The organism is Rhodobacter maris (genome assembly GCF_900217815.1).
GTDB lineage: Bacteria > Pseudomonadota > Alphaproteobacteria > Rhodobacterales > Rhodobacteraceae > Rhodobacter > Rhodobacter maris.
Map to the genome: position 1 here is coordinate 220,272 of NZ_OBMT01000001.1, position 24,101 is coordinate 244,372.

The 24,101-nt window shown below is 66.5% G+C and carries 22 protein-coding genes and 2 riboswitches; of the genes, 9 read left to right on the forward strand and 13 right to left on the reverse strand.

Features of this window, described 5'->3' with window-relative positions:
• Position 1: 1 nt before the first annotated feature.
• The 3 genes from CRO22_RS01025 to CRO22_RS01035 all read right to left on the reverse strand — a co-directional run bounded on the left by CRO22_RS01025 (position 2) and on the right by CRO22_RS01035 (position 3,522).
• Positions 2–961: an ABC transporter permease gene (locus tag CRO22_RS01025; RefSeq protein WP_097068251.1), complete on the reverse strand. Its 960-nt coding sequence runs from the start codon at positions 959–961 to the stop codon at positions 2–4.
• Positions 961–2,514, reverse strand: a complete 1,554-nt coding sequence (locus tag CRO22_RS01030; protein ID WP_097068252.1) for an ABC transporter substrate-binding protein — start codon at positions 2,512–2,514, stop codon at positions 961–963. The genes CRO22_RS01025 and CRO22_RS01030 overlap by 1 nt, the downstream gene beginning before the upstream one ends.
• A 120-nt stretch (positions 2,515–2,634) precedes the next feature.
• On the reverse strand, positions 2,635–3,522 hold the full coding sequence (locus CRO22_RS01035; protein WP_097068253.1) for a LysR family transcriptional regulator: 888 nt from the start codon (positions 3,520–3,522) through the stop codon (positions 2,635–2,637).
• Between the two features lie 542 nt (positions 3,523–4,064).
• On the opposite strand from CRO22_RS01035, the gene CRO22_RS01040 reads away from it, so the two are divergent.
• Positions 4,065–6,896 (forward strand): Rne/Rng family ribonuclease, encoded by a 2,832-nt coding sequence (locus tag CRO22_RS01040; RefSeq protein WP_097068254.1) that lies wholly within the window; start codon positions 4,065–4,067, stop codon positions 6,894–6,896.
• A gap of 174 nt (positions 6,897–7,070) precedes the next feature.
• Here the strand turns inward: CRO22_RS01040 and CRO22_RS01045 are convergent, their stop codons facing one another.
• From CRO22_RS01045 to CRO22_RS01060, 4 genes are all read right to left on the reverse strand, one after another.
• On the reverse strand, positions 7,071–8,117 hold the full coding sequence (locus tag CRO22_RS01045) for an ABC transporter ATP-binding protein (protein ID WP_097068255.1): 1,047 nt from the start codon (positions 8,115–8,117) through the stop codon (positions 7,071–7,073).
• On the reverse strand, positions 8,114–8,896 hold the full coding sequence (locus tag CRO22_RS01050) for an ABC transporter permease (RefSeq protein ID WP_097068256.1): 783 nt from the start codon (positions 8,894–8,896) through the stop codon (positions 8,114–8,116). The genes CRO22_RS01045 and CRO22_RS01050 overlap by 4 nt, the downstream gene beginning before the upstream one ends.
• Entirely contained in the window at positions 8,893–9,768 is an 876-nt protein-coding gene (locus CRO22_RS01055) for an ABC transporter permease (protein WP_097068835.1), read from the reverse strand. The genes CRO22_RS01050 and CRO22_RS01055 overlap by 4 nt, the downstream gene beginning before the upstream one ends.
• Positions 9,769–9,838: 70 nt before the next feature.
• Positions 9,839–10,936, reverse strand: coding sequence for an ABC transporter substrate-binding protein (locus CRO22_RS01060; protein WP_097068257.1), 1,098 nt, complete (start codon positions 10,934–10,936; stop codon positions 9,839–9,841).
• Between the two features lie 274 nt (positions 10,937–11,210).
• On the opposite strand from CRO22_RS01060, the gene CRO22_RS01065 reads away from it, so the two are divergent.
• On the forward strand, positions 11,211–11,528 hold the full coding sequence (locus tag CRO22_RS01065) for an antibiotic biosynthesis monooxygenase family protein (protein ID WP_097068258.1): 318 nt from the start codon (positions 11,211–11,213) through the stop codon (positions 11,526–11,528).
• Positions 11,529–11,677: 149 nt separating this feature from the next.
• Here CRO22_RS01065 and CRO22_RS01070 read toward each other — a convergent pair whose 3' ends face one another.
• The 4 genes from CRO22_RS01070 to CRO22_RS01085 are packed head-to-tail and all read right to left on the reverse strand — an operon-like array spanning position 11,678 to position 16,140.
• Positions 11,678–12,421 carry an ABC transporter ATP-binding protein gene (locus tag CRO22_RS01070; protein WP_097068259.1) on the reverse strand — a complete coding sequence of 248 codons (744 nt, stop codon included), beginning with the start codon at positions 12,419–12,421 and terminating at the stop codon, positions 11,678–11,680.
• Positions 12,418–13,404 carry a FecCD family ABC transporter permease gene (locus tag CRO22_RS01075; RefSeq protein ID WP_097068260.1) on the reverse strand — a complete coding sequence of 329 codons (987 nt, stop codon included), beginning with the start codon at positions 13,402–13,404 and terminating at the stop codon, positions 12,418–12,420. The genes CRO22_RS01070 and CRO22_RS01075 overlap by 4 nt, the downstream gene beginning before the upstream one ends.
• Positions 13,401–14,276, reverse strand: coding sequence for an ABC transporter substrate-binding protein (locus CRO22_RS01080; protein WP_097068261.1), 876 nt, complete (start codon positions 14,274–14,276; stop codon positions 13,401–13,403). The genes CRO22_RS01075 and CRO22_RS01080 overlap by 4 nt, the downstream gene beginning before the upstream one ends.
• 4 nt (positions 14,277–14,280) lie before the next feature.
• Positions 14,281–16,140, reverse strand: coding sequence for a TonB-dependent receptor plug domain-containing protein (locus CRO22_RS01085; protein ID WP_097068262.1), 1,860 nt, complete (start codon positions 16,138–16,140; stop codon positions 14,281–14,283).
• A gap of 128 nt (positions 16,141–16,268) precedes the next feature.
• Positions 16,269–16,463: riboswitch (cobalamin riboswitch) on the reverse strand.
• Positions 16,464–16,551: 88 nt separating this feature from the next.
• Positions 16,552–16,739: riboswitch (cobalamin riboswitch) on the forward strand.
• A gap of 96 nt (positions 16,740–16,835) precedes the next feature.
• On the opposite strand from CRO22_RS01085, the gene CRO22_RS01090 reads away from it, so the two are divergent.
• Entirely contained in the window at positions 16,836–17,222 is a 387-nt protein-coding gene (locus CRO22_RS01090) for a cysteine-rich small domain-containing protein (RefSeq protein ID WP_097068263.1), read from the forward strand.
• Positions 17,215–17,532 (forward strand): hypothetical protein, encoded by a 318-nt coding sequence (locus CRO22_RS01095; RefSeq protein WP_097068264.1) that lies wholly within the window; start codon positions 17,215–17,217, stop codon positions 17,530–17,532. The genes CRO22_RS01090 and CRO22_RS01095 overlap by 8 nt, the downstream gene beginning before the upstream one ends.
• A gap of 3 nt (positions 17,533–17,535) precedes the next feature.
• On the opposite strand, the gene CRO22_RS01100 is transcribed toward CRO22_RS01095, so the two are convergent.
• A complete protein-coding gene (locus CRO22_RS01100; RefSeq protein WP_097068265.1) occupies positions 17,536–17,859 on the reverse strand; it encodes an antibiotic biosynthesis monooxygenase family protein in 324 nt (107 codons plus the stop codon).
• Positions 17,860–18,071: 212 nt separating this feature from the next.
• On the opposite strand from CRO22_RS01100, the gene CRO22_RS01105 reads away from it, so the two are divergent.
• Genes CRO22_RS01105 through CRO22_RS01125 form a run of 5 tightly spaced genes read left to right on the forward strand, consistent with a single transcriptional unit; the run spans position 18,072 to position 23,820 of the window.
• Positions 18,072–20,069 carry a TonB-dependent receptor domain-containing protein gene (locus tag CRO22_RS01105; RefSeq protein WP_097068266.1) on the forward strand — a complete coding sequence of 666 codons (1,998 nt, stop codon included), beginning with the start codon at positions 18,072–18,074 and terminating at the stop codon, positions 20,067–20,069.
• Between the two features lie 20 nt (positions 20,070–20,089).
• The gene (locus CRO22_RS01110; protein WP_097068267.1) at positions 20,090–21,139 is read left to right on the forward strand and encodes a hemin-degrading factor; all 1,050 of its coding nucleotides are present in this window, start codon (positions 20,090–20,092) and stop codon (positions 21,137–21,139) included.
• Positions 21,136–21,972, forward strand: coding sequence for a heme/hemin ABC transporter substrate-binding protein (locus tag CRO22_RS01115; protein WP_097068268.1), 837 nt, complete (start codon positions 21,136–21,138; stop codon positions 21,970–21,972). The genes CRO22_RS01110 and CRO22_RS01115 overlap by 4 nt, the downstream gene beginning before the upstream one ends.
• A gap of 1 nt (position 21,973) precedes the next feature.
• Complete coding sequence (locus tag CRO22_RS01120; RefSeq protein WP_097068269.1) at positions 21,974–23,038, forward strand: FecCD family ABC transporter permease; 1,065 nt, start codon at positions 21,974–21,976, stop codon at positions 23,036–23,038.
• Between the two features lie 2 nt (positions 23,039–23,040).
• Positions 23,041–23,820, forward strand: a complete 780-nt coding sequence (locus CRO22_RS01125; RefSeq protein WP_097068270.1) for a heme ABC transporter ATP-binding protein — start codon at positions 23,041–23,043, stop codon at positions 23,818–23,820.
• On the opposite strand, the gene CRO22_RS01130 is transcribed toward CRO22_RS01125, so the two are convergent.
• A complete protein-coding gene (locus CRO22_RS01130) occupies positions 23,751–24,095 on the reverse strand; it encodes a FeoC-like transcriptional regulator (RefSeq protein ID WP_097068271.1) in 345 nt (114 codons plus the stop codon). The two genes, CRO22_RS01125 and CRO22_RS01130, sit on opposite strands and share 70 nt — an antisense overlap.
• Positions 24,096–24,101: the final 6 nt, after the last annotated feature.

Below are 24,101 nucleotides of genomic sequence, written 5' to 3' on the forward strand. Positions count from 1 at the left end.
CTTACGCCCCCTTCGCCCGCGGATGGCGCAGCCGCGGGTTGAGCGCGATGGCGGCGATATCGGCGATCATGTTCAAAAGCACATAGGCCGCGCCAAAGACGATTGCAGCGCCCTGCACCATCGGCAGATCGCGCTTGGAGACAGCATCGACCATGAAGCGCCCGAGCCCGTTGTAGTTGAACACCGCCTCCACCAGCACCACGCCGGTGATCAGATAGGCGATGTTGAAGGAGACGACGTTGACGATTGGCGCCGCCGCATTGGGGGTGGCATGGCGCAAAACCACGCGGCCATTGCGCAGCCCCTTGAGGAAGGCGGTTTCGATATAGGGTTGATCCATCACGCCCAGAACCGTGGTGCGGGTCATCCGCAGGATCTGCGCCATCGTCACCATCACGAGCACCAGCATCGGCAGGGTGGTGGCCCTGAACCAGTCCACAAGCCCCATGCCCTCATAGGTGTCGGCAAGGCTCGGCAGCCAGCCGGTGCGCACGGACAGGCCGAGGATCAGCAGCAGGCCAAGGAAGTATTCCGGCAGCGAGACGAGGGCGAGCGCCGCGATATTGGCGAAGCGGTCAAAAAAGCGGCCGCGCCGCGCAGCCGCAAGGATGCCGAGGCTGACCGCAAGCGGGATCGCGATCACGCCCGCATAGGCGGCCAGCGCCATCGTGTTCCAGAACCGCGGCCACAGCAGCTCTGCCACCGGGCGGTGGTTTGCGAGCGACTGGCCCAGATCGCCGTGGGTGATGCCGCCGAGCCAGCCGAGATAGCGCATCAGCGCGGGCTCATCGAGCCCGAGCTGGGTGCGCAGCGCGGCAAGGGACTCGGGCGTTGCGTTCTGGCCAAGGATGGCGCCCGCCACATCGCCGGGCAGGATCTCGGTTCCGGCGAACACCAGAACCGAGACCAGCCAGAGCGTGAAGAGCCCGAGCCCGAGGCGTTTCAGGATCAACGTCGTCATCAGGCGTCGAGCCAGACCTTCTCGGCCATCCGTGCCCCCATCAGGTTGAACATCGGATGCGGCGTGACGCCCTTGACCTTTTTCGACACGGCATCGAGATAATCGCCGAACATCGGGATCATCGCGCCGCCATCATCGTGGATGATCTGTTGCAGCTCCCAATAGATCTCGCGGCGTTTCTCCTCGTCGAGGAGCGCGCGCGCTTCCTTGAGCAGGCTGTCGAAGCGCGCGTTTTTCCAATGCGTGTCGTTCTGGGCCGAGGAGGACTCGTAGGCGATGGTGAGCATCTGGTCTGCGGTCGGGCGCCCGCCCCAGTAAGACATGCAGAAGGGCGCCTTCATCCAGACATCGTTCCAGTAGCCGTCGGCGGGCTCGCGCTTCAGGGTGACGTCGATGCCCGCGCCCGCCGCGGCGGTGCGGAAGATCGCCGCCGCATCGACCGCGCCCGCAAAGGCCGCATCCGAGGCAGAAAGCGTGATGCTCAGGCTGTCGAGCCCGGCTTGCTTGAGATAGAACTTCGCCTTCTCCGGGTCATAGGCGCGCTGCGGCAGCTCCGCGTTGAAGAACCGGTCGGTTTTCGGGATCGGATGGTCATTGCCGAGCTGGCCATAGCCGCGCAACGCGGTGGTCAGAAGCTGCTCGCGATCGACCGCATGCTTGATCGCAAGGCGGATATTGGTATCGGTGAACGGGGCCTGCGTGCAATCCATCAGGAAGGTGAAATGCTGCCCGCCCGCCGATTTCACGATCTCGATATTCGGGTTGCGGCCAAGCAGATCGACGGTCTTGAAATCGACCGAGTTGATCGCGTGCACCTGCCCCGACATCAGCGCATTGGTGCGCGCGGCGATATCGTTAATCACGATCACCTCGACCGCATCGACATTGGCGCAGCCGGGTTTCCAGTAACTCTCGTTGCGGGTAAAGCGCGCCCGCACGCCGGGCTCCATCCGCTCCAGCTTGAACGGGCCGGTGCCGATCGGGTTCATCCAGTCGTCAAAGCCCTCCGGCACGACGAGGAAGTGATAATCCGAGAGCACATAGGGCAGGTCGGCGTTGCCGCTTTCCAGCGTGATCTTCACCGTGGTCTCATCAAGCTTGACGAGCTCCTTGATCGCTGCCGCCACCGAGCGCGCGGCCGAGCCGCTGTCGCCGCGGTGCAGGTTCAGCGAATAGAGGATGTCATCCGCGGTGAGGGTCTTGCCATTGTGGAAAGTGATGCCCTGACGCACTTTGAAGGTCCATTCCACGGCGCCCTCGGCGGCTTCCCAGCTCTCGAACAACTCAGGCTGGGCGGTGTTGTCGGCGTCGATCTCGACCAGCCCGTTCATCACCATATAGGCCTGGTTCACCGGCACCCAATCCGTCAGCTTGCGGATGTCGAAATCGTCCGTGGTCGAGCCGCCGCCAATCCCGAGCTTGAGCACGCCGCCCTTCGTCGGGGTGGCCTCGGCGCGCAGCGGGCGCCCGGAGAGCCCCAGCAGGCCAAGCGCGGCGCCCCCGGCCAGAACGCCGCGGCGGCTGATGGCAGTCATGCTATGAAGGTTCATCATGTCATCTCCTCTGTGTTCGCGCCCCTCTGATCGGGAGCTTCAATTTTACCTATGAACATTGAAGATGAGTCTTGGGGTTACAAATGAATTTCTGTCATACCCCTGTGCAATCAAGAGGGGTCAGCGGCTCCAGAGACGGTTGCTCTCCAGCAGCCACTCCGCCACCTGACGCGTGATCTGGCGTTGATGACGGGTCGTCGGGCGCATCAGGTAATACTGCCCCGCACCGCGCAGCACATAGTCATGCGCTGGCACCAAGGCGCCGGAAAGCAGGTGATCTGCCATGATCCATGTCCAGCCCATCGCCACACCGAGCCCGCGCCGCGCCGCCTCCACCGAGAGGTGATAATCGCCAAGCTTCCAGCGTTGCGTGGCCTGCGGAAGGCTCATCGCCGCGCCCGAAAGCCAGTTGCCCCAGTCGGTCCATTCCTTGTGCGTCTCTTCCACGCTCAGAACCACCGGGGCGGCCCGCGCGATCAGCGGGGCACCGCCCGGCGCCATCACCGGCAGCATCTCCTCGGGGCCGAGCGCATCAAAGGTGACATCGGCGGGCCGCATCGGCCGGTAATAGATCGCCAGATCGAACTCATCATGTCTCAGCTGCGGGTAGAAATCGTTCACGATCAGCTTCAGTTCAAGATCGGGAAAGGCGCTGTGCAAGCCCGCCAAACGCGGCAGCATCCACAGATCGGCCACACCGCGCGAGCAGGCGATGGTCACCTGATTGCCGCCGCGCCGCCCGATCTGACCCGCCTCCAGCCCCTGCAGCGCATCGAGCGCGCGCCCGACATCCTTGGCATATTCCTCGCCAAGCGCGGTCAGCACCACGCCCGAGGGCTGGCGCTCGAAGAGCGCGGTGCCGACATGGTCCTCAAGCTGGGCGATCTGTCGGCTGATCCCGCTCTGGGTGAGACCGAGCAGTTCCGCCGCGCGCGTGAAGCTGCCATAACGTGCCACGGTCTGAAAGGCGACGAGCGCGCGCAATGGTGGCAGACGACCAAGCTCCATGAGACCTCCCCTTGCGGCATTTTGGGACGCGCCCTTGCCGCGCATCGAAATGCTGCCCGGCGCAGGCTATCGGTGTTGTGCTGCCGGTTCCAGCCCCGCCCGGAACGTTGGCGCCGGAGACAGGGCACACGGGAATTCGTTAATTCTATCTTGACGAAAAAGCGATTGTATTCACGCCCTGCGACTTGCTACACTCGCAGGGTCGGCGGGACTACTCCCGCCCACGGAATTCGCTGATTTCCGGGCCAGCGATCTTCGCGAGTGCGAAGCGGGCCTTGGGTCATCCGATTGGTCGCAAGACCGCCTTCATGCCCGCGAGCACCGCAACGGTCTCGGGGGTCTTACAATCGGCGCGCGGCTTGCCGGGCGTCTGGGAAGAACCGCGATGGAGCGCGCAAGAGTGAACTGGGTGATGACGGGCGGGCCTGAAACGGCCGCCGCCACCCGGTCATGCCTCGGCGCTCCCGCCTCAACGACAAACCATGCGCTGCCCGTCTTGCCGTCACGGCCAAGGCGGCGCTGTGCGTGGGGAACCAGGATTAATGGCAAAGAAAATGCTCATCGATGCCACCCATGCGGAAGAAACCCGCGTGGTGGTGGTGGACGGCAACAAGGTCGAAGAGTTCGACTTTGAAACCATCAACAAACGGCAACTCGCCGGGAACATCTATCTGGCAAAAGTGACACGGGTGGAGCCTTCGCTCCAGGCCGCTTTTGTCGATTACGGCGGCAACCGCCACGGGTTCCTCGCTTTCGCCGAGATCCATCCGGATTATTACCAGATCCCGATGGCGGATCGTCAGGCGCTCCTCGAGGAGGAACGCCTGGCCGCCGAGGCCGAGGAGGCCGAGGAAAACCGGCCGCGCTCGCGCCGTTCGCGCTCGCGTTCGAAGCCCTCGGGCGGCGCCTCCGCCGCGCGCGCCGAAAAGGTCACGGACTCCGATCCCGTTGTCCGTTCGGAAGATATTCCGGGCATGGCCGTGATCGAAACCGCGGCCGAAGACGGCGCGACGGAAACGATGGCCGTGGCCGAAGCGGAGCAGGCTTCCTCCGAACCCCTGCCGGAAGCGATGCCGGAACCGCAGGCCGAAACCGCGCAAACCGTCTCGGACCTCGACGCTGGCGAGACCGAAGCTGCCGCGGAGACGGAAGACGCCAGCGCTGATGCCGAAATGGCCGAAGACGGCGCGACCGTCGAGGATACCGGCGTCGAGGATACCGGCGCGGATGACGAGGACGAGGAGGCCGGAGACGGCGCCGATCACGACCATCATGCACATCCGGCCGATGACGAAATCGAATCGGTCGCCGAGGAGGATGTGCAGGAGGAAATCCGCGCGCCCCGTCGCCCGCGTGCGCGCCGCTACAAGATCCAGGAAGTGATCAAGGTGCGCCAGATCATGCTGGTGCAGGTGGTCAAGGAAGAACGTGGCAACAAGGGCGCGGCGCTCACCACCTACCTGTCGCTCGCCGGTCGCTACTGCGTGCTGATGCCCAACACCGCCCGCGGCGGTGGCATCTCGCGCAAGATCACCAATGCCGCCGACCGCAAGAAGCTGAAGGAAATCGCCTCCGAGATGGAGGTGCCGCAAGGCGCCGGGCTGATCATCCGCACCGCGGGCAGCCAGCGCACCCGCACCGAGATCCGCCGCGACTACGAATACCTGATGCGGCTCTGGGAGCAGATCCGCGAACTGACGCTCAAATCGATCGCCCCCGCCCCGATCTACGAGGAAGGCGACCTGATCAAGCGTTCGATCCGCGACCTTTACTCGAAAGACATCGACGAAGTGCTCGTCGAGGGCGAGCGCGGCTACCGCGTGGCCAAGGACTTCATGAAGATGATCATGCCGTCCCACGCCAAGAACGTGAAGCATTACGCCGAGCAGCTGCCGCTCTTCGCGCGGTTCCAGGTCGAGAGCTATCTCGCCTCGATGTTCAACCCGGTGGTGCAGCTCAAATCCGGCGGCTACATCGTGATCGGCGTCACCGAGGCGCTGGTCGCGATCGACGTGAACTCCGGCCGGGCCACCAAGGAAGGCTCGATCGAGGATACGGCGCTGAAGACGAACCTCGAAGCGGCCGAAGAGATTTCGCGTCAACTCCGGTTGCGCGACCTCGCGGGCCTGATCGTCATCGACTTCATCGACATGGAGGAGCGCAAGAACAACTCCGCCGTCGAAAAGCGCCTGAAAGAGAAGCTGAAAACCGACCGCGCGCGGATTCAGGTGGGCCGGATCTCGGGCTTCGGCCTCCTGGAAATGAGCCGTCAGCGGCTGCGGCCCGGCATGCTGGAAAGCACGACCCAGCCTTGCCCGCATTGCCACGGCACCGGGCTTATCCGCTCCGATGACAGCCTCGCGCTGCAGGTTCTGCGCGCGATCGAGGAAGAGGGCACGCGCAAGCGCTCGCGCGAAGTGCTGGTGAAATGCCCCGTCGCGGTGGCGAACTACCTGATGAACGCCAAGCGCGAGCATATCGCCTCGATCGAGGCGCGCTACGGCATGGCGGTGCGGATCGAGGCCGATCCGAGCTTGGTGAGCCCCGATTTCTCGATCGAGAAATTCAAGACCGCGACCCGGATCGTGCCCGATCCGATGAGTGCCGCGGTGCATGCCACGGCCGAGCTGATGGCAGAGATCGACGAGGAAGAGATCGTCGAGGAGGAAGAGGACGAGGCAGAAGAGGCCCCCGCGGGCGAGACCGAGGCCGAGGAAACGCCGAAGAAGAAAAAACGCCGCCGCCGTCGGCGCAAGAAACCCGGCATGGGCGGTTCAGAATCTGCCGAGGCAGGCGATGACGGCGACGAGGACGAAGACGACGGCGACGAACTCTCTGACGAGGACGCCGCAGAGGATGTCGCGCGCGCCGCGGCAGCCGCCGAGCTTGCTGCGGTTGATCTGCCGGAGTTGAGCGAGGGGACGGAACCGCCTGCCGCGGCTGCACCGGCCGACGAGGCGCCGGAACCCGCGCCGAAGAAACCCCGCTCGCGCGCGAAAAAGAAACCCGCCGAGACGGATGAGAGCGATGGCGCCGCGCCGAAGAAGCCCCGTGCGCGGTCGCGCAAGAAGGCCGAGCCGGTGGCAGAGGAGGCTGCCCCCCTCCCCGCCGAGGCGGTAGTGGGGAGCGAGCCCCTGCCCGAGGCCGCGGCGGAGGCCGTCGCCATCGAGACGCCGGAGCCCGAGGCGGAAGCGGCCCCGGTTGTGGAAGATGTTGCGGCCGAGCCGGTCGCGGAGGTCGCTCCCGACCGCGCGCCGGAGCCCGAGACAGAAGCGCAACCGGACCCCGTGCCGGAGCCGACGCCTATGGTTGAGGAAGAGCCCGGCGAGCCGAAGCCGAAAAAGCGCGGCTGGTGGTCTGCCGGAGGCCGCTGAGAGGATCGAGACTCTGGAAACGCCGGGCCCTGCCCGGCGTTTTCGTTTTCGGGACTGGATTTGCGGCCGAAGGCCCTCCGAAGGCCCCCCGTTGTGCCAAGCCAGAGTTCTCCCCGACGTATGTGCCCAGGTTGCAGGCGCCTCAGGCCGTCCCGAACTCTGCCCCGCGGTGCCCTATGCGCCGATCACCAGCAGGTCGGCCGCATTGAGACCGAGTGTGACCTCCTCGCCCACTTTGGGCGGTGCGCTATGCGCCGTGTTGAACGTGTCAAACGCGAGGATCTGGCCGTCGAGATCGGCGCGCAACCGGATCACCGAACCCAGAAAATCGACCTCGCGGATCTTGCCGTGCAGTGCGATCTCGCGCCCCGTGGGCGCAAGGCTCACCGCCTCGGGGCGCAACCCCAGCGTGACGCGCCCCGCAGGCAGCGTCCGGCCAAGCCGCACCTCGCGCAGGCCGATTCGCACCGTGCCGGTGGCGGCATCGACCACCGGCGCCTCGATCGTGTTCAGCGTGCCGACAAAGCCCGCCACAAAGCGGGTGGCGGGGCGGTTGTAAATGTCAAACGGCGTGCCGACCTGATCGGCAATGCCCTCATGCATCACAACCACGCGGTCCGACATCGAGAGCGCCTCTTCCTGATCATGGGTGACGAAGATCGTGGTGATGCCGAGCTCGCGCTGGATCGCGCGGATCTCGTTGCGCAAGGAGACGCGCACCTTGGCATCGAGCGCGGAGAGCGGCTCGTCAAGCAGCAGCACCGAGGGTTTGGGCGCGAGCGCGCGCGCCAGCGCCACGCGTTGCTGTTGCCCGCCCGAAAGCTGGAACGGATACCGGTTGCCGAGATCGGCCAGCCCGATCAGATCGAGCATCTCCTTCACCCGCGGCGCGATCTCGTCTTTCGGCGCGCCCTTCACCTTCAGCCCGAAGCCCACGTTCTGCGCCACGGTGAGGTTGGGAAAGAGCGCATAGGCCTGAAACACCATGCCGATATTGCGCTGGTTCGGGCGCAGATGCGTGACATCCTTGCCGTCAATCGAAATACCGCCCGAGCTTGGCAGCTCGAACCCGGCCACCATGCGCAACACCGTGGTCTTGCCGCAGCCCGAGGGGCCGAGCAGCGAGATGAACTCGCCCTGCGCCACATCAAGGTTGAAATCCTTCACCACGCGCAGGGTGCCGAAGCTCTTTTCGAGGTGAGAAAGCGTGAGATAGCTCATTTCGGGGCCCTGTCGAATTTGGAAAGCCGGGTCACCAGCTGGATCAGCCCCATGCAGGCCCAAGTGATGAGGAAGGCGATGGTGGCGAGCGCAAAGGGCTCATAGGCGCGGTTGGCGCCCATCAATTGCAGATAGGGGCCGAAGGCGGGGCGGTTGAGCAGCGCCGCAAGGGTGAATTCCCCCATCACGATGGCAAAGGTGACAAAGGCGCCCGAAAGCACGGCCACAAGCACATTGGGCAGGATGATCCGCGCGAGGATCGTCACCCAGCCCGCGCCGAGGCTTTGCGCCGCCTCGGTCAGCGTCGCCACGTCGATCGTGCGCAACCCGGTGTCGATGGCGCGGTACATGTAGGGCAGGCTCAGCATCGAATAGCCGAAGAGCAACAGCAGGTTGGTGCCCCCAATCGTGCCGGTGAGCGGCAGCCAGCTCGAGGTGTTGTAAAGCCGGATATAGCCGAAGACGACGACGATCGCCGGAATGACGAGCGGCAAAAGCGTCACGAATTCGATATAGGGCCGGAGCCCCGGCAGCTTGAGCCGCACCCAGAAGGCGGTGGGCACCACAAGGAGAATGCCGAACAGGATCGTCAGAACGGCCATCACCACCGAATAGGTGAAGGTCTCGCGAAAGCGCGGATCGGCAAAGACAACGCGATACGCCTCGAAACTGTAGATGCCCCGCTTCATCGAGAGCGAGAACTCGACCATGCCGATCAGCGGCAGGATGAAATAGGCCATCCCCAGAAGCAGGATCGCCCAAGCGGCGGCACGTTTCATTTCAACCACCTCTCGGAGCGGATCCGGAGCCAGATATAGAGGACATTGGCGAGCGCGGTCACAAGGATCATGCCAAAGGCCATCGCATAGCCCAGATGCGGATTGCCAAGCACATCGCCGCGGATCTGCGCAAAGAGCATGATCGGCACGATGTTGAGCGAGGAGCCCGTCAGCGCGATGGCGGTGGCGACGGCGCCGAAAGCATTGGCAAAGAGAAGCGCAAAAGTGCCGAGGATCGAGGGCGCAAGGATCGGCAGCGCCACCGACATCCAGTATTGCCGCGCCGAGGCGCCAAGCGATTGCGCCGCCTCGCGCCACTCACGCTTGAGGCCATCCAGCGCGGGCGTGATGATCAGGATCATCAGCGGGATCTGGAAGAAGATATAGGTGATCGTCAGCCCCCAGAAGCTGAGGATGTTGAACCCCAGCGCCCGCAGGTTGATGCCAAATTCGGTGCGCAGCCACATCGTCACAAGGCCGAGCGGCCCGAGCGTGGCCAGAAAGGCAAAGGCGAGCGGCACACCCGCGAAGTTCGAGGCGACGCCCGAAAAGGTCAGGAGCGGCGCCCGGATGAAGCGGGGCAGCCCGCCGAGCACCATGGCCGCCGCCATCAAAAAGCCGATCAGCGCGCCAAGGGCTGCGGAGGCGACCGAGATCTTGATGGAGATCCAGTAGCTTGCGAGGATCGAGGGGGTGAAGAGCCCGGCGATATTCTCGAAGGTAAAGCTGCCATCCACGCGCTGGAAAGCCCCGATCACGATTTTCATCGTCGGCGCGATCAGGAACAGCGCGACAAAGGCTGCGAAGGGCAGGATGCCGAGCCAGGCAAGGTTCAGGCGGCGGCGCGGGGCGGGCGGCGAATGATCGGTCACGCGGGAGGGTCCGTTCGGTGAAAAGCCGCCCCCGGCCGGGCCGGAGGCGGCGGATCTCATCTGGTGTCCGTTACTGGACGTTGGCGCCGACGACCGAATCCCAGCCCGCGGTCACGGCTTCCTTGTTGGCGCCCTGCTCGTCGATGCTCGGGAAATAGGCTTTCGCATAGGCTTCCGCCGGCGGCAGCGCGTCGACCAGCTCTTGCGGCACCACGCCCGCAGCGGCCATCGCGTTGAAGCGCGCCGGGTGGCAGTAGCCCTTCAGCCAAAGGTTCTGGCCCTCGTCCGAATAGATGTATTCCATCCAGAGTTTCGCCGCATTCGGATGCGGCGCATGGGCCGAGATCGCCTGCACGTAAACGCCGGCCAGCACGCCGGTTTCCGGCACGACCACCTCAACCGGCGGGTTGCCCGCGAGCGTGTCGCGCGCGGAGAGCGCATTATAGTCCCACATCACGACGATCGGCGTGGCGCCTTGCGCAAGCGTGCCCGCCTTGCCGATGACCGGAACGAAGTTACCGTTCGCGTTCAGCTCCTTGAAGAACTCGAGGCCCTTCTCGCCGGCTTCCTTGCCAGCCGCGCCGCCATTGGCCATACCGGCCGCGAGCACCGCAAGAATCGCCTGGTTCGAGGCGCGCGGGTCGCCCGCGAGCGCCACCTGACCGGCGTAATCGGCTTTCAGCAGGTCCGACCAGTCGGCGGGGGTCTCGGTCACGAGATCCTTGTTCACCATGAAGGACATCACGCCGTAATAGTCGCCATACCAGTAGCCATCGGCATCCTTGACCGCATCCGGGATGTCATCCCAGGTGGAGACCTTATAGGGCTGGATCAGCCCCTCGTCCTTGGCTTGCGGGCCGAAGGCGAGGCCGACGTCGATCACGTCGGGCGCTTGCGGGCCGGTGTTGCCCTTGTTGGCACGAATCGCTTCAAGTTCGTCGGCCGAGCCCGCATCGGGGTTCAGCTCGTTCACGGTGATCTCGGGATATTTCGCCTTGAAGCCCTCGATCACGGCACCATAACCGCACCAGTCATGCGGCAGCGCGATGGTGGTGAGCATGCCCTCGGCCTTGGCGGCGGCTTCGAGCGTGGCCATATCCTCGGCATGGACAAGCGCCGTGGAGGCCAGAAGCGCAGCGGCGCCGGCGAGGATGTGCATCGGTTTCATATTCAGTCTCTCCCCGTTGTCGGAAGGTTGGGCCCACTGTGGGCGCATCCTGCACCTAGGCGCGTTCTGTGACAGTCTTGCGACGCGGACGCCTCAGGCATGGTCGGATTTGACCGACCGGGCAAGACTTGCGCGAAATCTGCGCGCTTGCAACAATTCTGTTACGCATTCGTCATCCTGAATCATCCAGGGCCGATCTGCCGCAGGCTCCGCGGAAAGGGCTGGTTTTTGCGCCGCCCTATGGCATCCTGTCGCGACAAGAGGAGGAAAGAGCATGACGGATATTTCAGCCGCTTTCAGTGGCCAGACGGTGATCTGCACCTTCGAGATGACCCCCGCGACGGCGAGCGAACTGATGGAGCATCTGCAATCGGCCTATACGGAATGCATCAGCAAGTCGGAAGGCTTCATCGGTGCCGGGCTGCACATGAACGACGCCCAGACCCGGATCGCCACCTATTCGAAATGGGCCAAGCGCGGCGATTATCAGGCGATGCTGCGCAGCCCCGAAATGATTGCGCGGAACAAGGTGATCGCCACGCTCTGCCGCAGTTTCGAGCCCGTGATGTACGAGGTGGCGGCCGATTTCTGAAACCTCGGAACGGTCGCCTGATTGCGGGCGCCAATTTGACGGCTGCACTCTTCACCGCACCGGCCGCGACCGCGCGAACCTTTGGTCCCCTGCGCCTGCCCGGGCGGGATAACGCCCCTTGAGGGGCGTCATCCCGGGCAGGCACGCGCTCAGCGCTCCCCGCGCGGGACCGGCGCGAGCGGGAAGACCACCGGTGCCCCCTCGATCTCGTCCAGATGGCAACGGATGGCGAAAACTTCCTCGAGCAGTGCCGCCGTCAGCACCGCGCGCGGTGTGCCATCCGCCACGATCCGCCCGCCCGCAAGCACCACGAGCCGGGTGCAAAAGCGCGCCGCCAGCGCGAGATCATGCAGTGCGACAATGACGCTGCGCCCGTTGGCGGCGAGATCGGCAAAGAGCTGCATGCAGGCGATCTGATGCGCAGGGTCGAGCCCGGCGATCGGCTCGTCGGCCAGAAGCAGGGGCGTGTTCTGTGCAAGCGCCCGCGCGATCAGCACCCGCGCCTGCTCGCCGCCCGAAAGCGCCGAGGCCGGACGTTGGGCAAGCGCGGCGAGATCCATGCGGGCAAGCGCCGCGCCGACCTCGGGCGCGGTGCGCCGCCCCCCCTGCGCCAGCGCGACAAGGTCGATCACCGGCAAAGGCCAGGCGATCTCGCGCCCCTGCGGCAAAAAAGCCGCGGTGCGGGCGCGCGCAGCGGCCGGCAGAGCCGCAAGCGAGGAACGCCCCGTGGCCGCGACAAGACCGAGTGTCGCGCGTAAAAGCGTCGATTTCCCCGCGCCATTGGGGCCGATGAGGCCGATGCATTCGCCGGGTTCAACGGTGAGGCAGACCTCGGCAAGCGGGCGTTGCGTTCCGCGGCTGACGCTCAGATGATCAAGGACAAGCACGCTCACGCCGCCCCCCGCATACGCCAGATCAGATGCAGGAAGACCGGCGCCCCCACCAGCGCCAGAAGCACGCCGATCTTGAGATCCTGCCCCGGCAGCACCAGCCGCACCGCAATATCGGCGGCAAGCACAAGCCCCGCGCCGCCGAGCGCTGCGGCGGGCAGCAACCGTGACGGATGGGCGTTGACAAGCGGGCGCAGCACATGCGGCACGACAAGGCCGACGAACCCCACAGTTCCCGCCACTGCCGTCGCCGCCCCCACCGCCGCCGCCGTGCCGAGCACAACCGAGAGGCGGAGCCGGGCAAGGTTCACCCCCATCGAGGCGGCGGCCTCCTCGCCTAGGGTCAACGCTTCGAGCCCCGGCCCCGTACGCCACAGCAAAAACGCCCCGAGCGCCATCAGCGGCGCGGCGAGCAGGACATGGGTGAAGGAGACATCGGCCAGCGAGCCCATCATCCAGAACACGATGTCCTGCGCCGCGAAAGGGTTGGGCGAGAGGTTCAGCACCAGTGCCGTCGCCGCCGAGCAGAGCGCCGAAAGCGCGATCCCGGCAAGTATCAGTGCCAGCGTGCCCCCCCCCGCGCCGGCAAGAAAGAGGATTGCGCCAACACCGGCGAGCGCCCCCACAAGCGCCGCGGCAGGCAGGGCGAAGGCGTAAGCCGCGGCAAGCCCCGTTTGCAGCGCCAGCACCGCGCCAAGCCCCGCGGCGGCCGAGATGCCGATCACCCCGGGTTCGGCCATCGGATTGCGCAGGAGCCCCTGCAAGGCCGCGCCCGACAGGCCGAGGCAAGCCCCCACCATGGCGGCGAGAAGCGCGCGCGGCAACCGGATCTCGCGCATCACGATGCCGACCGGCCCCTCGCCCCCGGTCATCAGCGCGCGCAGCGCCGTGACCGGGTCGACGGCGGCAACGCCGGTCAGCAGCGCGGCGAGAAAGAGCCCGGCAACGAGGATACCGAGCAGAGTGTAGAGACGTGCAGGTGTCATTCGCGCGCTCCGTCCGGGCGATTCGCGGCGAGCCGGTCCACCGCATCGAGCACCGCGGGCAGGCCGCAGATCCAGTCACGATCCTGCATCACCGCGGCGCGGCCGGTGAGGGCCGTGAGCGCCGGATGATCAAGCACGGCTTCGGAATGCGCGGGGGCGGGATCGGCGCGCGAGAGGATCACGAGGTCCGGATCCGCCATCACCAGCGCCTCAAGCGGCATGAACCCGCCCGCGCCGTGCCCTATGAGCCGCGCGAGCGGCCTGAAACCTGCGGCGGTGATGATCTCGCCGGTCAGGCTTGCGCTTCCGGCCATATAGCCATGCGCCGCCCAGGTCGCGGCAACGGGGGGAGCGCCGCGCGACGGGCGCTGCAGCCGGGCGAGATTTTCGGCAAAGCGGCGCTCGATCCGCGCCGCCTCCGCCTCGCGCCCCAAAAGCGCACCCATCCGCAGGATACTGGCGCGCAGCTCGGCAAAGCTCTCGGCCGGTGCAAAAGTTTCGACCCGGATGCCGAGACCCCGCAGCATCGTCACCGTGGCGGATGCCGTGTACCGTCCGGCCAACACCAGATCGGGTTTCTCGAGATAGACTTCCTCGGCGCGGCCGTGGTTGATGCGGTAGGAGCGTGCCCGTGCCGCCATCACCGAGCTTTCCGGATCCTGCGCCAGACGGGTGAGTGCGCGCAGCTGCCCCGGGGCCGCAAGCATCAGGGCAAGCTGATCGGTGCAGAGGTTGATCGAGACCACGCGCTGCGGTGCCGCGGGGTCGGCAAGGCCCGGCCCCGCGAGCCAAAGCGCCGCCGCCAGCCCCGGGAGGCCGCGGGCGAGGCGACGGCAGGCGCCACGGCCAAGCGGTATCTGGCGGGGCCGCATCGGCTCAGAACCGCAGCCCGACGCCGAGCGAGACCACGCGGCCCGGCTGGGCATAATTGCGCGCGGTCTGATAGTCGGTGTCGAACAGGTTCTCGATGCGTAACCACGCCTGCGCGGTTTCGGTCAGCTCATACCGCAGGGCGAGGTTGGCAAGCGTGTAATCGTCAAGCTTCACCTGCGTCGTGGCATAGGGGAAGCTCGCATAATCCACATATTCGTCGCGCAGATCGGCAACATGGCTGAGGCTCAGCCGCGCCGTGAGCCGGTCTGCCAGTGGCCCTTCGGCGCCAAGTGTCAGGTTGTGGCGGGGGGCGCGCGCCGCCGGGCGTGTATTAGCCCCATCATCGACGGTGGCATCGGTGTAGGTATAGGCGCCGAAAAGCGACCAGCCGCGGGCCAGATCCATCGTGCCCGCAAGCTCCAGCCCTTTTGAGCGGCTGGAGCCATCCACCTGATAGTAAAGGAAGGTGTTGCTGTCGAACAGGATCTGATCCTCAACCTTGGTGTCAAAGACCGTCGCCCGCAGGCTCCCCGCGGCAAAGACCCGCTCGGCGCCAAGCTCGAAACTGCGGCTTTCTTCGGGTTGGAAGCCGGGGTTGCCGTAGCTGCTCCAAAGCTCATAGGGCGAGGGCGCGCGGAAACCTTTGGCGGCCACGGCGCGCAAGATCCAGTCTGCATCCGGGCGCCATGCGAGCGCAAGCCGCGCGGTGGTTTCGGCCCCGAACATTTCGTGGTCATCATGGCGCAAAGCAAGCGCGAGATCGAGATCGTCGCGCGGCGCCCAGAGCGCTTCGGCGTAAACCGCATCGGTGGTGATGTCGCCCACCGTGGTCGACCACGCGGACGCGACTGAGAAATCCTCCGTCTTGTGCTCGGCGCCCCAGCTCAGCCGGAACGGGCCGCCCGCATCCCAGCGCCCGTCATAGGCGAGGGTCTCGCGGGTGGCGTCAAAATAGGTGTGGCTCGCATATTCATACACATCGCGCCGAACATCGACCCGGGCATAGGAGAGCTCATGCGTCACCGTGCCCGTGCTGAAGTCGACAAAAACACGCGCGCCGCGCAGCTGGCTGTCGGTCCAGTTGTCGGCATCGCCCGTGCTGGAGTCAAAATCGGTCAAGCTGTCCTGCGCCAGCACCGTGGCCCCCAATGTGAGCGTTTCGCTCAGCGCGTGCCGCGCGGAGGCGCTGATCTGGCTGCCGCGGAAGCCATCTTTTTCGCTGCCGGCGGAATGGGCCGAAAAGCCCTCGCTCACCGCGCGGCCAAAGCTGAGCGCAAGCTCGGTGCGCGCGTCCCGGTAACCGACCGAGGCCGTGCCCGCATAGGTGCCATAGGTTCCGGCCTCCACGGCCAGCGCCCCGGATCGGCCCTCCTCCTCCGGCCGCCAGGTGGTGACATCGACCACGCCCGCCGCGGCCTCGGAGCCGTAAAGCGCCGATTGCGCACCGCGCAGGATCTCCACGCGTGAGAGGCCGGTCGTGAGCAGCGGGCCGAAGTTATAGGAAAGCTGCGTGGAAGAAGGGTCGGTCACATCCATCCCGTCGATCCGGGTGCCGAGGTAATAGGCGGGCAGACCGCGCAGGCGCAGCGCGGTCTGCGTGCCGAGCCCGCCGTTCGCGCTTAGCGAAATGCCCGGCTGGGTGGCAAGAAGGCTCGAGAAAGAGAGCGGCGCCGCCGCGAGATCGGGCGCGGTGAGCACGGTGACGGCGGCGCCGGTCTGGCTCAGCCGCACAGGCTCGGAGGCGGCGGTGACCGAGATCGTATCAAGATCGAAGACTTCGTCGGTCTCCTGCGCAGGGGCAGCAACAGCCGGTATCGTGGCCAGGAGAGCAGAGAGCAAAGCGAAGCGCGACAGGGTCGGCATCGGCAAAACCTTTCCGTTCGGACCCGCAGGCCCGGAATGAGAGAGTCGCGGAAAGGCAGAAACCTCCCGCAGACGGCGACAACTCACCACTGCGGATCAGGCCGCTTCCGTGGCACGCCCCGCGCCCGGAAAGGGTGATCGTCCAAGCAGGTCTCCTGGCTCGCGGGTCTTCGCTCGGTCGGCCTTCCCGGGCTTTGGCCCAGTGGCGTGTCGACGTCGCTCACCGCTCACAGTTGCGGGGGCAGCTGCGGCTCTGGCCCGGGGGCCGTTCCGCATTCCCTTTTCATCCGGCGCTCACCGGAACTTGAACGTTCCCAATCAAGAGGAATTCGGCGCGGGCGTCAAGCGCTCCGGGCGCGTCAGATTGGCCTCCGGCGTCACCAAGGCGGTTGACACACCCGGCCCGGCCCCTCATGCTTTAGGCGCCCAGGCCCCGCGGAGCTCTCCGCGGGCGCAAGAGGGAAGCCGGTGCAATTCCGGCGCTGCCCCCGCAACTGTAAGCGGCGAGCCTTCTGCCAAGCCACTGGCCTCCGGGCCGGGAAGGGGCATCGGGCGCGTGAGCCGCAAGCCAGGAAACCTGCCGGGCCAAGAGACCATCCCGGGCGGCGGGCCCGGCGGCATGGATGCGCGCGGTCCAGAGCCGCGCGCCCTGCCCCATCCGCTCTCCGGCCCGAGCCTATGCCCCAGGAGAAGCCATGGAGCCGAAAGACACCACCACCAACACGGCCTTCAAGGGCTTCACCAATGCGGCCTGCCCGTTCCTGCCCTGCCATCCCGGGGTGAAGCGCGCCTTCAACTGCCTGTTTTGCTACTGCCCGCTCATCGCCTATGAATGTCCCGGGCCCTATGCCACTTATACCGACCGCAACGGCCTGACGCGCAAGGATTGCTCTGCCTGCACCCTGCCCCATGACGGCTACGAGCAATCCTGGAACTTCATCCAGAAATGGCTCGATTATCCGCAGGTCTGGTCCGGTAAGCCGCAAACTGATCCGCCAACTTTGCGGCCGCGCCCCGCACAATCGGAGGCATCCGCGACGCCCGGCGTACCCGGCCATATTCAGGTGGAAGACGATGGCTGACGGTGCGTTTCCTCTTGCGCCCGCGGCCGGGCCGCATCGGCTCGTTGAGGCACGCCCCTGCAAGCTTTGCAATGGCCCCTGCGCGCCGGGGCTCGCGTTCCTGCGCCAGCTTGCCCAGGCACTCGAGACCGCAAAGGGGCTCGGCACCCTGTCCGAGGAGTTCGAGATCTCGGGCCAGGCGCAACTGCGCTGCGGCGACAGGCTCTGCCCGATGCTCTGGCAGGCCGGGCACGATTTCTGCCGCCTTCAGGGCGATGCCCCCGGAGACACCGCCGTTCTGCTCGAAACCCGGGCCCTCGTTCTCAACTAGGGCTCAGCCCGCGGCCACGAGGCTCTGGATAGCGGTAAAGCCCTCAAAGCGCGGCTGGCCGGAATGGAGCTTTCGGCTCTCTCCTGCCCCGGCATGGGCGGCGCGAAACTGCTCCGACGTGGTCCAGTTGCGAAAATCGGCCTCGTTTTCCCAGACGGTATGCGACGCATAAAGCCGGGTGCCATCCTCGGCTTCAGGGCCACGCAGCATGTGGAAGGCGACAAAGCCGGGCAGTTCGCTCAGGCGGCTTTCGCGGCCCAGCCACAGCGCTTCGAAATCCGCCGCATTCTCAAGCGGCACGGTGAATCGGTTCATGGCAAGAAACATCGGGTCTTTCCGGAGTAGGAGAAGGGGAGGGCTGGCGCAAGGCGGGCTGGCCTGCCAAGCTTAGCGCCGCCAAGGCCTCCGGCAAGGCCTTGCCGCAGCGTCAGCATTCTCATTTCAAATCTTGACTTAATAACTCAGATATCGGAGATCTGGGAAAACCGCATGCCAGCGCCCTGCCAGCAAGCACAGACCGCTTGATCTGGGAGATCCCTATGCGCCATGCACCGCGGCTTCGGGCCGCTCTTCTCGTTTGCACCGCCCTCACCCTGCCCACGTCCTCCGCATGGGCCGAGGCGCTCGACACGCCGCTTTATCTTGGCCAGATCGTGATCGGCTATGCCGAGGATGGCACGCCGATCTTTGCGGGCGAAAACGCCACGCATCTGGGCGAGCAGGATCTGCGTGGCGCGGGCTCCACCACCGACCTCGACGGGCTTTTGCGCCAGCAGACGTCCGTGTTCACCCAAAAGGATCCGGGCAACCCCGGCGTGTCGGTCAACATCCGCGGGTTCGAGGGCTCGGGGCGCGTGGCCATGTCGGTTGATGGCGTCCCGCAAACCTACCGCCTTACCGGCCATGCCGCACAGGGGTATGTTTTCGTGGATGAAAACCTTCTCGCCGGGGTGGATATCACGCGCGGCCCGGTGACCGCGCTTGGGGGGGCCGGCTATGCGGGCGCGGCCGATTTCCGCACTCTCGAGGCAGGCGACGTGCTGAAAGAGGGCGCCAGCCAGGGCGGCATGCTGCGGCTCGAGCAGACCGACAACGGCCATGCCACCTCCGGCATGGCGGCGGCGGCGATGCGCACGAACCGCTTCGACCTCCTCTTCGCCGCCTCGCGCCACACCGGTGACGATTACGCCGATGGCGATGGCACGACAGTCGCCAATACCTACGAGGACATCTCCTCGCAGCTTCTCAAGGTGGGCTACGACCTGAGCGAGACCACGCGGATCACTTTCTCGCTGATGCATTACGAGACCGACTTCTTCGCCACGAGCTATGGTCAGGAGCTTGTCAACGACATTGCGAAACTGGGCTTTCGTTATGCGCCGGGCTCCGCGCTCGTCGATCTGCGCGCCAATCTCTATACCGGTCGCACGAATACCGAATGGGTCTCGGGCAGCGGCTCCTATGTCGGGCGCGAGATGTCCACTCGCACCACGGGGCTCGACCTCACCAACACCTCGCAGATCGCGCTTGGCGCCTGGACCCTGACCAGCGCGAACGGGCTCGAGGCCTCGCAGGATCGGCTCGGCGGGGAAACCGGCGGCGTGAACCCGACCACCGGCAAGGCGACGCGGGCCGCACTTTTTTCCGAAAACGTCTTCACCCAAGGCAAATGGGAGATCACCGCCGGGCTGCGCGCAAGCTCCTACAGCCTCGACGGCGAGGCTTCCCTGGGCACGATCGACATTTCCGATCAGTCGCTCGACCCGAAGCTGACCGTCGCCTATCAGCTCACCGACTGGGTCCAGCCCTATGTCACGCTCTCGCGCGGCATGCGCGCGCCGACGCTGCAAGAAACCATGCTCGGCGGCACCCATCCGGGCGGCGGCGTGGGGATGATCGCCAACCCCGCGCTCGAACCGGAAACCGAGCAAGGCTACGAGATCGGCTTCAACCTGACCCGCGAGGGGCTCTTCACGCAGGGCGACAGCCTCACCGGGCGGGTGAACTACTACCACATGGATGTCGAGAATTACGTTGTCTCGCAATATATGACCAATGCCTGGGGTCAGAGCGGCTATGCCTTTGCCAATATCGCGGGCACCTCGCGCACCGAGGGGGTGGAGATCGAGCTCACTTATGATCACCCCGAGTTCGATCTCGGACTGAGCTACACCCACAACGACTCGCATCTGCCGAGCCAGATGCCCGGCCTCGGCGCGGGGCAGTATCTGCCCGATGACACGCTCGCGCTGCGGCTCTCGCGTGATTTCATGGAGGACCGGCTCACGCTCGGCGCGCAGTACACCTATGTTTCGGGCGGGCTCTTCACCGATACCTACACCACCACGCCCTACCAGAAGGACGAGAGCTACGAGCTCGTCGATCTCTTCGCGAGCTACGATCTGACCGAAAATGCCGTGCTCTATGCCAAGGTGACCAATGTCTTCGACGAGGTCTATGCGCCCTGGCTCTCCGCCTCGGCCACCGAGAACGGCCAGGGCCGCACCTTCCACATCGGCACCACGCTGCGCTTCTGAGACCCGAGAAAGGACCCGCCATGACCCTGCCCAGCCCCGAAGACATCCGCGCCGCGCGCGCGGAAGATCCGCGCCCGCATACCCGCGACCTTGCGGCCCGGCTGGGCATCGCCGAGGCGGAGATCATGGCCGCCCTGCTGGGTCATGGCGCGACAAGGATCGACGCGCATCCCGATGCGCTGATCCCGCGCCTGACCGCGCTCGGGCCGCTCAAGGCGCTCACCCGCAACGAGTCCTGCGTGATCGAGAAGATCGGCATCTATGACGATTACCGCCCCGGCCCGCATGCGGCGCTGGTGGTCAATGAGGCGATCGACCTGCGGATTTTCCCGAGCCACTGGGTGCATGGCTTCGCGCTTGAGGAGGAAACACCGCAGGGGCTCAAGCGCTCGCTGCAGATCTTCGATGCGGCGGGCGATGCGGTGCACAAGATCCACCTGCGCCCCGACAGCGATGCAGGCGCCTGGGCGCCGCTCGTCGCCGCGCGGCGGCTCCCCGATCAGGATGCGGCCCTCGCGCTTGCGCCCCGCCGCCCGCCCGAGCCTGCGCGGCTCCAGCCCGATCGGCGCGATGCGCTGCACGAGGGCTGGGCGGCGCTTGAGGATACGCATCAGTTCCTGCGGCTCTGTTCGAAGCTGAAGATGAACCGGCTCGGCGCCTACCGGCTTGCCGGCGCGCCTTTCGTGCGCCGCCTCGCGCCGGGCGCGGTGGAAACGCTCCTTTACCGCGCCGCCGAGGCGGACCTGCCAATCATGATCTTTGTCGGCAATATGGGCTGCATCGAGATCCATACCGGCCCCGTTGGCCGGGTGGGCGACATGGGCCCCTGGATCACGCTTTACGATCACGGGCTCGACCTGCATCTGCGCATGGACCATATCGCCGAGATCTATGCAGTGGTGAAAAACACTGCCCGCGGCCCGGCCCATTCGGTCGAGTTCTTTGACGCGCGGGGCGCCCTGATCGCGCAGATCTTCGGCGTGTTGCGCGCCGATGCCGCTGCGGTGGCAGGCTGGAACGCGCTTGTGGCCGACCTGCCCGAGGCAGGTCTCGTGGAGGCCGCACAATGAAAGGGCTTCTCCTTGCCGCGGGGATCACCCTCACTCCGTTCATGGTGGCCGCGCAGGAGCGCGTCCTGTCGATCGGCGGCGCGGTGAGCGAGATCGTTGCCGAACTCGGCGCCACGGGGCGGCTCGTGGGGCGCGACACCACCACCACCTATCCGCCCGAACTCACCACGCTCCCCGATGTGGGCTACATGCGCGCGCTTTCGCCCGAGGGGCTCTTGTCGCTCAACCCCGATCTGATCTTGCTGAGCGAAGGCGCGGGCCCGCCCGAAACGCTCGCCATGCTGGAGGGTGCTGGGGTGCGCATGGTGAAAGTGCCCGAAGGGCACGACACCGGCGCCGTGGCCGAGAAGGTGCGGGTGATCGCTGCCGCGCTCGGGATGGCGGCAGAGGGCGCCGCGCTGGCCGAAAAGCTCGATGCCGAGATCACGGCCGCGGCGGCAGAGGCCGCAACCGGCGGGCCAAAGCCGCGGGTGCTGTTTTTGCTCTCGAATTCCGGCGGGCGGCTCACCGGCGCGGGCACAGACACCTCTGCCGCGGCGATGATCGCGCTTGCGGGCGGCACGAATGCGCTGCCGGGCTTTTCGGGCTACAAGGCGCTCGGCGACGAGGCCATCACCGCCGCCGCGCCCGATGTGCTCCTTGTCATGACGCGCAGCGGCAATGCCCCTTCCGAAGGCGCGGACTATCTCGACCATCCGGCCCTTGCCGCTACCCCGGCCGGGCAAGCGCAGCGGCTGATCGAGATGGACGGCATGTTCCTTCTGGGCTTCGGGCCGCGCACGGCGCCGGCGATCCGCGCGCTTCATACCGCGCTTTTCCCCGGCGAGGGCTGAGATGACCGAGGCGAGCCTCGCCGCCCCCCTGCCCCGCGCCCCCCGCCCGGGCCACCGGCTGCCCGCGGCAGCGGTCACGGCGGTGCTTCTGGTGATCCTTGGCCTGAGCGCGGTGGCGAGCCTCAGCCTCGGCGCCTCCGGCATCCGGCCCTGGGAGATCTGGAGCCGCGACCTCTCGCCTTCCGAACGCGCGATCCTCTTCGAGATCCGTCTGCCCCGGCTGCTTCTGGGCCTGCTCGTCGGCGCCGGGCTCGCGATGTCGGGCGCGCTGATGCAGGGGCTCTTTCGCAACCCGCTCGCGGATCCGGGCCTTGTGGGGGTGGGCGCGGGGGCTGGGCTCGGTGCGGTTCTGGCCATCGTGCTGGGCGGCCTCCTGCCGCTCGGCCTGCAGACCGCACTTGGCACGCATCTGGTGCCGGTGAGCGCTTTTGCGGGCGGTTGGGTCGCGGTGCTGGTGCTGCACCGGGTCGCGCATCTGCGCGGCCAGACCTCGATTGCCACGCTTTTGCTGGCGGGCATCGTGCTGAGCGCGCTGGCGGGCGCCTTCACCGGCATCCTCATCTTCATCGCCGATGATGCGCAGCTGCGCGACCTCACCTTCTGGGGGCTCGGTTCGCTCGCGGGAGCGAGCTGGGCCAAACTCATGGCCGCCGCGCCGATCGTGCTCGCGGGCATGGCGCTCACCCCCTTCCTTGCCCGCGGGCTCGATGCGATGGCCTTGGGCGAGGCGGTCGCGCGCCATCTTGGCCAGCCGGTCGAGCGCATCAAGCGCGGCGCGATCCTCGCCGTGGCCGCGATGACCGGGGCGGCTGTCGCGGTTTCGGGCGGCATCGGCTTTCTGGGCATCGTCGTGCCGCATATCCTGCGCCTCGCCATCGGCCCCGGCCACCGGCTCCTTCTGCCGCTCTCGGCGCTGTTCGGCGCGGCGCTCCTTGTGGCCGCCGATACCATCGCGCGGCTCGTCGTCGCCCCGGCCGAACTTCCCATCGGCATCATCATGGCGCTGATCGGCGCGCCGGTCTTTTTGTGGATCCTGCTCGCGCGGCGCGGGCAACTGGAGGTCTGATCATGCTTCTGGCCGAGGGGCTTGGCGCGAAACTGGGCGGGCGGTCAGTGCTCGCGGGCGTCGATTTCGAGGCACGCCCGGGCGAGATCACCGCCATTGTCGGGCCGAACGGCTCGGGAAAGACAACGCTCCTGCGCCGCCTCACCGGCGATCTGCCCGGCCCGGGTCTGGTGATCCTCGACGGCGACCCGCTCGCCAGCCTCTCGCCGCGCGTTCTGGCGCAACGCCGCGCAGTGCTGCCACAGGCAACGGCGGTGGGCTTTCCCTTCACTTTGCGCGAAGTGGTGGCGATGGGCCATGCCGCGGGCGCCTCGGCGCATCTGCCGGGCATCGTGGAGGCAGCACTTGCCGAGGTCGGGCTCCTCTCCAAGATCGACACGCCATTTCAGGACATGTCGGGGGGCGAGCAGGCGCGCGGGCATCTGGCCCGGGTGCGCGCCCAGGTCTGGGCGCCGGTGCATCACGGCCGCCCGGCCTGGTTATTCGTCGATGAGCCCGTCGCCGCGCTCGACATCGGGCACCAGTTGCAGGTGATGGGGGTTCTGCGCCGCTTCGCGCGGGCGGGCGGTGGCGTCGTCGCGGTGATGCATGACCTCAACCTGACGGCGATGAATGCGGCGCGGATGGTGCTGATGGAGGGCGGGCGCATCACGGCAGCGGGGCGGCCCCCCGAAGTGATGACCGCGCCGCTTCTTTCGCGTGCCTATCGCTGTCAACTCTGCCTCAACACCGCCCCGAACGAGGGGATCTGGCTCTTGCCGCAGGCCGCCTCTCCGGCATGAGTTCCGGCCTGAGCGGGGTGCCCCCCGCCCGAGGAGGGTCCGTCCTGCGCCATGCCGCCGGGCAGGCAATAGGTATCGGCATTGACGCAGCCGCCTTTGGCGGCGCAGGCGGTGCAGCTCGCCGCGCCGAGGTGCAGCTCGAGCCGCCCCTTGCGCACCAGCCGCGCCGCCATCTCGCGCATCGCCTCCGGGGCGCGGTCAAAATGCAGCGCCATGTCGCGCAGGCTCACCTTGCCACGGGCGCCGACATAATCCTCGATCTCGCGCAAAGCCATGACCGC